The sequence below is a fragment of the Antrihabitans spumae genome, assembly GCF_043944905.1.
Lineage (GTDB): Bacteria > Actinomycetota > Actinomycetes > Mycobacteriales > Mycobacteriaceae > Antrihabitans > Antrihabitans spumae.
Genome location: NZ_JBIMSN010000106.1, coordinates 213,196 through 223,693 on the forward strand (window position 1 = coordinate 213,196; position 10,498 = coordinate 223,693).

At 62.6% G+C, this 10,498-nt stretch carries 8 protein-coding genes; 4 read left to right on the plus strand and 4 right to left on the minus strand.

The window, feature by feature from the left end:
- Window positions 1-76: 76 nt before the first annotated feature.
- Complete coding sequence (locus tag ACHIRB_RS23110) at window positions 77-889, plus strand: MerR family transcriptional regulator (protein ID WP_395115235.1); 813 nt, start codon at window positions 77-79, stop codon at window positions 887-889.
- Window positions 890-917: 28 nt separating this feature from the next.
- On the plus strand, window positions 918-1,271 hold the full coding sequence (locus ACHIRB_RS23115; RefSeq protein WP_395115236.1) for a VOC family protein: 354 nt from the start codon (window positions 918-920) through the stop codon (window positions 1,269-1,271).
- A 25-nt stretch (window positions 1,272-1,296) separates the two neighbouring features.
- Here the strand turns inward: ACHIRB_RS23115 and ACHIRB_RS23120 are convergent, their stop codons facing one another.
- The 4 genes from ACHIRB_RS23120 to ACHIRB_RS23135 all read right to left on the minus strand — a co-directional run bounded on the left by ACHIRB_RS23120 (window position 1,297) and on the right by ACHIRB_RS23135 (window position 7,428).
- Window positions 1,297-2,463 carry an ABC transporter permease gene (locus tag ACHIRB_RS23120; RefSeq protein ID WP_395115237.1) on the minus strand — a complete coding sequence of 389 codons (1,167 nt, stop codon included), beginning with the start codon at window positions 2,461-2,463 and terminating at the stop codon, window positions 1,297-1,299.
- Complete coding sequence (locus tag ACHIRB_RS23125; protein ID WP_395115238.1) at window positions 2,463-3,350, minus strand: ABC transporter ATP-binding protein; 888 nt, start codon at window positions 3,348-3,350, stop codon at window positions 2,463-2,465. Before ACHIRB_RS23125 ends, ACHIRB_RS23120 begins: the two co-directional genes overlap by 1 nt.
- Before the next feature lie 144 nt (window positions 3,351-3,494).
- Entirely contained in the window at window positions 3,495-3,929 is a 435-nt protein-coding gene (locus ACHIRB_RS23130) for an SRPBCC family protein (protein ID WP_395115240.1), read from the minus strand.
- A gap of 64 nt (window positions 3,930-3,993) precedes the next feature.
- Complete coding sequence (locus ACHIRB_RS23135) at window positions 3,994-7,428, minus strand: protein kinase domain-containing protein (protein ID WP_395123424.1); 3,435 nt, start codon at window positions 7,426-7,428, stop codon at window positions 3,994-3,996.
- Window positions 7,429-7,640: 212 nt separating this feature from the next.
- On the opposite strand from ACHIRB_RS23135, the gene ACHIRB_RS23140 reads away from it, so the two are divergent.
- On the plus strand, window positions 7,641-9,077 hold the full coding sequence (locus ACHIRB_RS23140; protein ID WP_395123423.1) for an FAD-binding oxidoreductase: 1,437 nt from the start codon (window positions 7,641-7,643) through the stop codon (window positions 9,075-9,077).
- Window positions 9,074-10,387, plus strand: coding sequence for a class I SAM-dependent methyltransferase (locus ACHIRB_RS23145; protein WP_395123422.1), 1,314 nt, complete (start codon window positions 9,074-9,076; stop codon window positions 10,385-10,387). The genes ACHIRB_RS23140 and ACHIRB_RS23145 overlap by 4 nt, the downstream gene beginning before the upstream one ends.
- Window positions 10,388-10,498 lie beyond the last annotated feature (111 nt).

Sequence of the window (10,498 nt, forward strand, 5' to 3'; positions counted from 1 at the left end):
CACGTGTACCGGTTTTTCGCAATGGGCCGAGCGTTCTCTTGACCCTCCACCTGCTGGAGGGTGTTTGCTCTAACCCATGACGGCACTGGTACCCATCGGGGAGTTCTCACGGCTCACTCATCTGAGCGTGAAGACGCTGCGCTACTACCACGACATCGACCTGCTCTCACCAGCGACGATCGACGAGAACTCCGGCTATCGGAGGTACTCGACAACTCAGGTCGGCAGCGCACAGTTGATTCGCAGGCTGCGTGATCTCGACATGCCGCTGCCGGAAGTGCGATCCGTTCTGGCCGCGGCAGACCCGGAGACTCGCAACGCCACCATGCGGGCACACCTGGAACGTATGGAAGCCGAGCTACAACGCACCCAGCAGGTGGTGGCATCGTTGCGGTCGCTGCTGGGCCCGATCGACGCGTTGGCTGTCGAATATCGCAGCGTAGCAGCGCTTTCCACACTGGCGGTCCGAGCGGTCGTCGCACGTCGCGACGTCGGCGACTGGTGTGGGGCCGTCTTCCCCCAGCTGTACATCACGGCGGAACAACACGGGATCGAGATTACGGGACCCGGCGGAGCTACGTACTCCAGCGAATTCTTCGAACACGACTCCGGCGAGGTCGTCGCGTTCGTCCCGGTGCCCGCCGGTTCTCCGGTTGTCGAAGGTCTCGAAGCGCTTGTACTGCCGCCTGCGCGGCTGGCGGTCGCTGTGCACGCAGGGCCGTTCGAAGAATGCGACCGCACGTACGGAGCACTTGGCATTCACGTCGCCGAGCACGACGTCGCGATCCCGGACCCGATCAGAGAGATCTACCTCGTCGGTCCCAATCACACCGACGACGCCACCACGTTCAGAACCGAGGTGTGCTGGCCGATTCAGCACGCCGCCTGATCAACCACACCCATCGAAGGAGCACATAATGGCAATTTCCCTGGAACACATCACCTTCGACTGCGCCAATGCGACCGAGCTGGCCACCTTCTGGGGTGGGCTACTCGACCGCCCCGTGGACGAGGGTGCAAGCGAGTACTTCGCAACGGTGGGTCGCTCATCGGGCGCCCATCCGGTACTGATGTTCATCGCTGTGCCCGACAAGAATCCCGGCAAGAACACCGTCCACATCGATCTGGTGTCTGCCGAATGGACCGACGAGATCGCGCGAGCTGTATCCCTCGGCGCAAAACACATTGCCGATTACGACGAGTTCGGCACCAAATGGGCGACGCTCAGCGATCCCGAGGGCAACCTGTTCGACATCGGGTGCGGTATGTAATTGCCGTTCGCGCACTCGGCCCGGTTCAGCGGCCGAGTGCGTGTGCCCAGGAAACCTTTGCGCCGGTGAGCAATACGGACCGCTGGTAGATCCGCGCGGACACCCATGCCGACGCCGCGCAGGCGGCAACCATGAGGGCAATGGTGCCGACGACCTCGAACGTCGATGCGTTGCCCGCCGCGATCTGCATGGGCATCAGGATCGACGAGAACGGCGGAATCCAACTGATGATGCTGTAGAAGTTGCTGTCCAGACTGCCAACTCCGAAGAAGCCTAAGTACGCAGACGCCATGAGCAGCAACATCACCGGCAAAGTCGTCGAGTTGATTTCCTCGACGCGCGAGACCATCGAGCCGCCTGCGGCGTACAGCGTCGCGAAGAACACAAATCCGAGCACGAACCACACAAGCGTCGCGATCAGCATTCCGGCTGCTGCCGTTGGTATTTCGAGCAGACCGGTGGCCTGCGCCGTGATCAACCCCGCCGACGCGATGACAACGACCTGCGCTAGTCCGACCGCACCGAGGCCGATGATCTTTCCCCAGAGCAGGTGCAACGGTTTGATCGTCGACAACAGCAACTCGACGACTCTGCTCGACTTCTCCTCCGTCACACCCATTCCCACTGCAGGCGCGAAGTTCGCGACCCCGATGAACAGCAGGACCGCACCGACAAGCGCCAAAGCGATCCGCTGGTCGTGATCGCTCGCCTGCGGGTGTAACGCCGTGACGGCCAGGTTCGTATCGCCGACCTGCGCAGCGAGTTCGGCCGGGTCGACTCCGTTGTTTCGCAGTGCTCCGTCGAGTGCGTTCTGCTGCACAGCCGACTGCAACACGGCTCGCAACTCCGGCGACAAGTCCTCCTCGACAACCACATCGGTCTCGCCGACCAAGGCAGCCTCCAGGTCACCGTCCTCGACCTGCGCGCGCGCTTCGTCCGGACCTGCGACGTCGACGATCTCGATCGTCGTTCCCGCGGCGCGACCTGTCGCGACGATCGTCTCGGACATCGACGTCGCCGAGCCCGTCACACCGATCTTCGTCGCCGCGCCATCATCGTCGGAGCGAACGGCAGCCCACACGATCAGCCCTGCCACCACGACGACCAGCAGCAGTGCGTTGACGATGACAAAAGACTTCGTATAGACCTTGACGAGAAATTCCCGCTTCGCGACCAGCAAGATCGGATTCATCAGGCGACAACCTCTCGGAACAGTTCGGCCAAAGACGGTCTGCGAGATATAAGTTGATGCACCGGCCCGGTCGCGAGCGCTGCACGCAAGACCGCCTGATCGTCGGCACCGGATTGGAGTTCGAGTAGGGTCCGGCCCTTTCCCTCCTGCAGCACAACGGCATTCGGAATTCCGGCCGCCCAGCCATGCGGTGCGCTCGGCGCGAACACCTCCAACTGCGGATTACCACGTGCCTGTAGCTCGGTGATGCTGCCGAGTGCGCGCATCCGACCGCCGGCGATAATGCCGACCCGATCGCATTCGCGCTCTACGAGTTCGAGTTGGTGACTGGAGAAGATCACCGGAACACCCTCGGCTGCCTTCTCTTTCAGCACCGCACTCATCACGTCGACCGCGACCGGATCGAGTCCCGAGAACGGTTCGTCGAGCACGAGCACCTTCGGGTCGTGCACAAGGGCCGCTGCCAACTGGACGCGTTGCTGATTGCCCAGCGACAACGCCGACACCATGTCGCCGAGCCGCTGCTCGACGCCGAGTCGTTCGGTCCAGCGCTCGACGGCAGACGCTGCATCGGACTTGCTCAGCCCGTGCAGGCGCGCGAGGAAGTTCAGCTGGTCCCCGACTTTCATCTTCGGATAGAGGCCGCGCTCTTCGGGCATGTAGCCGATCCGGCGGCGGGTATCGAGATCTACCGCGTGACCGTCGACGAGCACCTCCCCCGAATCAGCGGCGAGAACGCCGAGGACGATCCGCATCGTCGTCGTCTTGCCTGCACCGTTGCTGCCGACGAAGCCGAAGATCTCACCGTCGGCCACTTCGAAGCTGGTCTCGTTCAATGCCAGCAAATCGCCGTAGCGCTTGCTGATTCGATCGACTTTCAGCGACATACGCTCCCCTACTCGTGGCCTTGGCCTGTAGCCAGGCTAGCCATGAGTGCTCGTAGATGTCGTAGGCATCGGTGTGCGCGTGTTCGGATCGGGGTGCACTCGACTCAGCGCACACCGACCCGAACGGGTGCTGCTCCTGGCGAATCAGGCCAGCGTGTTGCTCAGATTCGCGAGAACTTCAGCCTGAATCTTCTTCAGTCCGAGCGGTGCGAAAGTCTTCTCGAAGAATCCGCCGATTCCGCCCGCTCCGGTCCACTCGGTCTTCGTCGTGACCTCCGAACCGCTGCCACTGGGGACAACGGTCCACCGTGTAACCATCGACGAGTTGCCGTCGGTTTCGGTGATCGTGTTGCCTGCTACAGCGACCGTCGCCTTGACGTTGCGACTGCGCGTCGACGTCGCCTGCAAGGTCCACTCGGCGACCGTTCCGTCGCCGTGACCGCCGGAGACGAGGCGGTAATCCCGGTAGTGCTCGGAGAGAATCCTCGGCCGAACCGTCTCGTAGTCCGACAATGCGGTGAGCACCGCCTCCGGTGCTGCCTCGACTGTCACCGAACTGCTCGCGCTGACCTGTCCCACGTGTTCACTCCTTGATCGATGGCAATTCCACTGTCCATCCTGCCCTGCCACGACGATCGGAGCCTCAGTCGGTCGAACTTGTCAGCTCCTCGAGGAACGGTTTCGGAACCGCAGGCCAATGCGGCTGCCACCGGCTTTCCACCTGGTCGCGGCGCAATTCCGCGAGCAACTCGACAACCTGTGGACCGCTGTCGAGCAGAACACGCCCGATACCGAGCTCGGCGCATCGTGCGACACACAACACGGCAATATCCTTCGCCTCGGCGAGCCAACCTGCAGCGAAGAGACTCGATGCCAGCAGCAATTGCGCGTGCAGGCCCGCGCGCGGCCGATTCTGCATTTCGATGATGTTCGCGAGCTTGCGGGCTCGCGTGCAGGCGACGTCGTCGCCGTCGAGCGTGTGCGCGGCGAGCAGACGTGCGATCGCCGTACTCTCCACGATCTGGCTCGTCGCGAGGGCAATCCCGTCGAAGGTCGCCGCGTCGTCGACGATTACGGGTATCTCCGCGACAGGCAGACCAAGACGCAACTGCTCACTGTGTACGTATGCAGCGAGGCGCGGCAGCACTCGACGACTCGCGATGGCAGCCGCCTCACGCAAGATGGCCGCGGCGGCGGTCAGGTCGCCACGAATTGCCTTGACACGCGCACCTGTGACGTACGCAGCGACGAGGAAGTCGACGACCCCCAAATCGGCACCGAGCTCGCGGCTTTCGTCGAGCAACCGTTCCGCGGTCGCGACATCGCCTTGTTCGTAGTGAAGTTCACCGAGCATGGCGTTCGCAATTCGGGTTGCGTGCAATCGTGCGTGCTCGGCGGTAGCGGCCACCTCCTGAGCCTGCACGAAATTGGCTGCTGCCGAAACGAAGTCCAGCTGTTCGCGAGCTGCGATGCCGGCGTAGCAGTATCCGTGGACAAGCCCGAGCGGTCCCGACGACTGATCGTGGAACGGCCGCGCCCAGGACTGACGCGAACGCGCGGCGTCGAAATCGAAGCGACCGAGGGCTGCGAAGGTCGCCGCGTTCGCTGCCTCCGAGACGACACCGGCAGCAACCGATTCAGGATGTTCGAGGCACTCGGCGACGAGCTGATCTATATCGACGACTCGGTCCGCACCGACCTCGGCGGCCGCTTTCACGACGTCGGCTTCGATGCGAGCTGCATTGTCGTTCGCGGCATTTCGATCCAGTAGTCCAGAAATCCGGTCCAGCGCAGAGCGTGCTGCCGTCGACCTGTGCAACGACACGTTTGCCTTCGCCACCGCCAACATCCGCTTCGACCGCGAGACAACCTGCGGTGTAGGCAATTTGGCCACGAGACCGAGCAACGTGGCGAGCCGTGAGCCATCGATCAGTTCCATCCCACTCGTCTCGACCAGTTCGAGTGCACGCTTGAGATCGGCGGCGGCAATCGCGTGATCGACTGCCTCCCGAAGAAATTGGTGCTCGGCAAACCAGATCGACGCCTTCAGATGCAGCGAGCGTGCGCGGCCGGGCTGATCCCGCTCCAGCCTTCGACGAAGAAGGTCCGCAAACAGGAGTTGAAATCGGAACCATTCGCGATCGTCGTCGATACGGCGAAGAAGCAGGTCACGCTCCTCGGCCTCCTCCAACATCGCTTGTCCGTCGTCGGTATCCGCGAGGGTCGACGCCAGATCACCGGAAACGCGTTCCGCGACACAGATGGAGAGCAGGAACTCCAACATTCGAGGTTCGAGCATGTCGAGGACGTTCTCGACCAGATACTCGCCGATTGCATGGTGCCGTCCGGACAGCCTGTGGATCAGGTCGGCAGGATCTGCATGGTTGCTCAACGACAGTGACACCAGTTGTAGTGCAGCGAACCGGCCCTCGGTGGACTCGCACAGGCCCGCCACATCGGAGTCGGTCAAACGCAGCCCGTTGCGATCGACCAAAAATGCGCGAGCTTCGTCCACGCTCAAACGCATTGCATCCGAATCGATCTCGACCAGTTCGTCACGAACTCGCATGCGGCTCAGCGGCAATCCTGCTCTCGACCTGCTCGACACGATGATTCGCAGGTGGTGGCAGCCGTTTTCGATCAGAAAGTCCAGCGCGCGAACGACACCTTCGTCGGTGATCCGCTGCCAGTCGTCGACGACAACAGCGACGGTTTCGCCGCTTTCGTGGATCTGATCGATCAGCGACGTCAGAACGTATCGCTGTGCGTCCTCGGCCTGATCTTCCAGCGAATCTGCAAGTCCATCAGCAAGTTCCGGCCGAACCCGCTGGACCGCTTCGACCAGATGGGTCAGAAACCAGACGACGTTGTTGTCGTCGAGATCCACGCTCAACCACGCGACCGATATCCCCGCCCCCGTCAGGACGTCGCGCCATTGCGCGACCAAGGTCGTCTTGCCGAATCCGGCCGGCGCATGAATTACGGTCAGCCGGCGTTGCTTGCCCGCTCGCAGCACGTCGATGAGCCGTGGCCGCGGTAACCACGCGCGGGCGTGCGACGGTGGCCGGAACTTCGTTGCCGCAGTACGTGGCACCGCCGAGGTCGATGTTCGTTCTCGCGACCGCGTTGGCGTCGGATTGCTCGTTCGCGGCTCGGTTGCCGCTGTAATCGCGTCTGCCGACAGCAGCGCCATCTCGTCGACCGGCAACCCGTTGTTCGCTTCGATCTCGCGCAACATGTCACCGAACGCGGCGGCCGTACTCGGTCGGTCGGTCGGGTCGTGCGCCATCGCAGCTTCGATAGCACCTGAGACATCGGGCGGAATATCGCTGCCCGTCAGGTCGGGAATCGGTTCGGTCGTGATTCGAAGAAACTGTGCGACAACCTTTTCCCCAGTCCGCCGTTCGAACGCCGCATGACCGGTGACAAGTGCGAACAACGTCGCACCGAGTCCGTACACGTCGGACGCTGCCGTAGGCGGTCGGCCGGTCAGCACCTCCGGAGCCGTGTACGCGGGCGATCCGGTGATCGTGGCGCTGGAAGTCTCGAAACTTCCTGGCACACGGGCAATTCCGAAGTCTGTCAACTGCGGTTCGCCATAGGCGGTCACTAAGATGTTCGCGGGCTTCACGTCGCGATGCAGTATTCCCGCGCGGTGCGCCGACTCGATCGCGCCGGCAAGTTTCACGCCGATTCGAAGGGCCGCGGACCATGCCACCGGCCCGGAGGTACGGATCAGATCGTCCAGAGAACCCTGCGCATGGAAGGGCATCACAATGTACGGACGCCCCGTCAAAGTGACGTCTACCTGCAAGATGTCGACGATGTTGGGATGGCCGGACAGTCGTCCCATCGCGTGCTCTTCGCGGAGAAAACGGTCGACGTTCTCGGCATCGAGGTCCGAGGACAACACCTTGATCGCGACGGTCCGGTCGAGCGAGGTCTGTGAGCAGCGGTAGACGACGCCGAAACCACCCCGGCCTATCTCGACAGCGTCTTCGAAACCGGCTGCCTCCAACTCGGCCACGATCGAAGGCCGCATGTCCCGTTGGGTGGACTGCGGTTCTCCGTCTGACATGCGATCACCCCTTGGAGCAGGAAGATCAGCATAGCGCCGCGACCGGCGCGGTCGTGACGGGGATCACAGAGCCCAAAGTTTCGGTCGCTCAGCAGGAACCGCAGGGTGTATCCGGTCGACCGTTTGACGCGCACGCTACATCTGCATGAAGATTCCTCTGGGGAGGCCGAATATCGGTAGCCGAACGAACAATCTAGCGATACCGTCGAAGAGTGGTCGCATCTGTGAATGGTCGCGTTATTGGGTCCGCGTCCCGCATAACGGGGTTCGCGGCGCACGCGGCTGGCGTCGACCGACTGCTCGCGAGCTACCGCGCGATTCCAGCCGACGCAACCGTGCGCCTCGCGAAAAAGACGTCGAACCTGTTCCGTGCTCGGGCGAAGTCCACGGCACCCGGACTCGACGTTTCCGGCCTGACCGGGGTCATCGCGATCGATCCGGTCGCGAAGACAGCCGACGTCGCCGGAATGTGCACCTACGAAGACCTCGTCGCAGCGACACTGCCGCACGGTCTCGCACCTCTCGTCGTACCGCAGCTCAAGACGATCACGCTCGGCGGAGCCGTTACCGGCCTCGGCATCGAGTCGACGTCGTTCCGTAACGGTCTCCCCCACGAATCCGTGCTCGAGATCGACATCCTCACCGGCGCAGGCACTATCGTCACGGCTACACCGGAACGCAACACCGATCTGTTCGCAGGCTTTCCCAACTCCTACGGAACTCTCGGCTACGCCACACGGCTGAAGATCGAACTCGAAACCGTCGAACCCTACGTCTCGATCCGGCACCTACGCTTTCACGACGTCCGGGAACTCGCCGCGACGATGGACCGCATCATCACCGATCGCAGCTACGACGGCGTTCCGGTCGACTACCTCGACGGTGTTGTGTTCACAGCCGAGGAAAGCTATCTGACGCTCGGGCACCAAACCTCCGACCCCGGCCCGACCAGCGACTACGTCACAGGTCAAGCCATCTTCTACCGGTCCATTCAGCACGACGGATCTGCGCCGAAAACCGACCGGCTTACCAACGCGGACTACCTCTGGCGCTGGGACACCGACTGGTTCTGGTGCTCGCGCGCATTCGGCGCACAGAACCCCAAGATCAGGCGGTTCTGGCCTGCTAAATACCGCCGCAGCAGCGTCTACTGGAAGCTCATCGCACTCGACCACAAATACGGCATCGCCGACCGCATCGAAGCCAGGCACGGCAACCCGCCTCGCGAACGAGTCGTGCAGGACATCGAAGTCCCGATCGAACGCACTGCGGACTTCGTCGAATGGTTCCTCGCCGAGATCCCGATCGAGCCGATCTGGTTGTGCCCGCTGCGTTTACGTCAGCCGGGCGGTGGTGCAAAACGCCCGTGGCCCCTCTACCCCATCGCACCCGACCGGACCTACGTCAACGTCGGGTTCTGGTCGTCGGTCCCCTCGGGTGCAGGCGAACCCGAAGGTGTGACAAATCGGTTGATCGAAAAGAAGGTCACCGAGTTCGACGGGCATAAATCGCTGTACTCCGATGCTTATTACAACGAAGACGAGTTCGCAGGCCTCTACGGCGGCGATGCGTACACCGCGCTCAAGGCCGAATACGACCCCGATTCCAGGCTGTTAGACCTCTATTCGAAGGCGGTGCAACGCAAATGACCACGTACAAGGAACGCAACGAGATCCGCGCAGACGTTCCTCCGAAGTTGACCATCGCTGAGATCTTCGAGATTCTCGCCGATGGCGAGGTGCCGTTCCGGTTCACCGCATACGACGGCAGCACCGCTGGGCCAGAGGATGCGCAGTACGGCATGGAGCTCAAAACACCGCGTGGCACAACGTATCTCGCGACCGCACCCGGAGATCTGGGGATGGCCCGCGCATACGTTTCCGGCGATCTCGACATCACAGGAACGCACCCCGGCGATCCGTACGAGGTCCTCAAGGTGATGGAAGAGCAGTTGCAATTCCGTCGACCGTCGGCATTGACGATCGCCAACATCACGCGCTCGCTCGGGTGGGAACTGCTTCGACCCATCGCACCGCCGCCCCAGGAGGCACTGCCCCGCTGGCGTCGCATCGCAGAGGGTCTTCGACATTCCAAAACCCGTGATGCAGAAGCCATCTCGCACCACTACGACGTATCGAACACCTTCTACGAGTACGTCCTCGGTCCGTCGATGACCTACACCTGCGCGGCCTACGAGAACATCGGCCAGACGCTCGAAGAGGCACAGGAGAACAAGTACCGGCTCGTGTTCGACAAGTTGCGCCTCAAAGAGGGCGACCGACTGCTCGATATCGGATGCGGTTGGGGATCGATGGTCCGCTACGCGGCACGCCGCGGCGTGAAGGTCATCGGCGCAACGCTGTCCCGCGAACAAGCAGAGTGGGCGCAGAAGGCGATTGCCGACGAAGGACTGTCCGGTCTCGCGGAGGTCCGGCATTCGGACTATCGCGACATCGAAGAGAGCGACTTCGACGCGGTCTCGTCCATCGGCCTCACCGAGCACATCGGAGTACAGAACTATCCGGCGTACTTCGGCTTCGTGAAGAGCAAACTTCGCGACGGCGGCCTGTTTCTCAATCACTCGATCACGCGTCCCGACAACAATCGCAGTGCCCGTGCCGGTGGCTTCATCGATCGGTACGTCTTCCCCGACGGCGAACTGATCGGGTCCGGGCGCATCATCACCGACATTCAGAACGTCGGCCTCGAAGTACGCCACGAGGAGAACCTGCGAGAGCACTACGCGTTGACGCTCGCCGAGTGGTGCAAGAACCTGGTCGACAACTGGGATGGTTGCGTAGCGGAGGTCGGCGAGGGAACAGCCCGAGTGTGGGGTCTGTACATGGCGGGGTCGCGGCTGGGTTTCGAGCGCAACGTCGTTCAGTTGCATCAGGTGCTGTCGGTGAAACTCGACGACAAGGGTCGGGCGGAGCTGCCGTTGCGGCCCTGGTGGACGTGAGGCGGCTCCGCCGCTCGTGAGGCGGCTCCGCCGCTCGTGAGTCTTTTCGGGCTCTTTTGCTCTAACCGTGGGTCTTTCGGCCGGGTAGTTGGGGTCGGGCTCCGCCGAGGC

Bases quoted from the DNA above. Each gene is read 5' to 3' on its own strand.
- ACHIRB_RS23110 (WP_395115235.1), top strand. From the start codon at position 77: ATGACGGCACTGGTACCCATCGGGGAGTTCTCACGGCTCACTCATCTG.
- ACHIRB_RS23115 (WP_395115236.1), top strand. From the start codon at position 918: ATGGCAATTTCCCTGGAACACATCACCTTCGACTGCGCCAATGCGACC.
- ACHIRB_RS23120 (WP_395115237.1), bottom strand. From the start codon at position 2,463: ATGAATCCGATCTTGCTGGTCGCGAAGCGGGAATTTCTCGTCAAGGTC.
- ACHIRB_RS23125 (WP_395115238.1), bottom strand. From the start codon at position 3,350: ATGTCGCTGAAAGTCGATCGAATCAGCAAGCGCTACGGCGATTTGCTG.
- ACHIRB_RS23135 (WP_395123424.1), bottom strand. From the start codon at position 7,428: ATGTCAGACGGAGAACCGCAGTCCACCCAACGGGACATGCGGCCTTCG.
- ACHIRB_RS23145 (WP_395123422.1), top strand. From the start codon at position 9,074: ATGACCACGTACAAGGAACGCAACGAGATCCGCGCAGACGTTCCTCCG.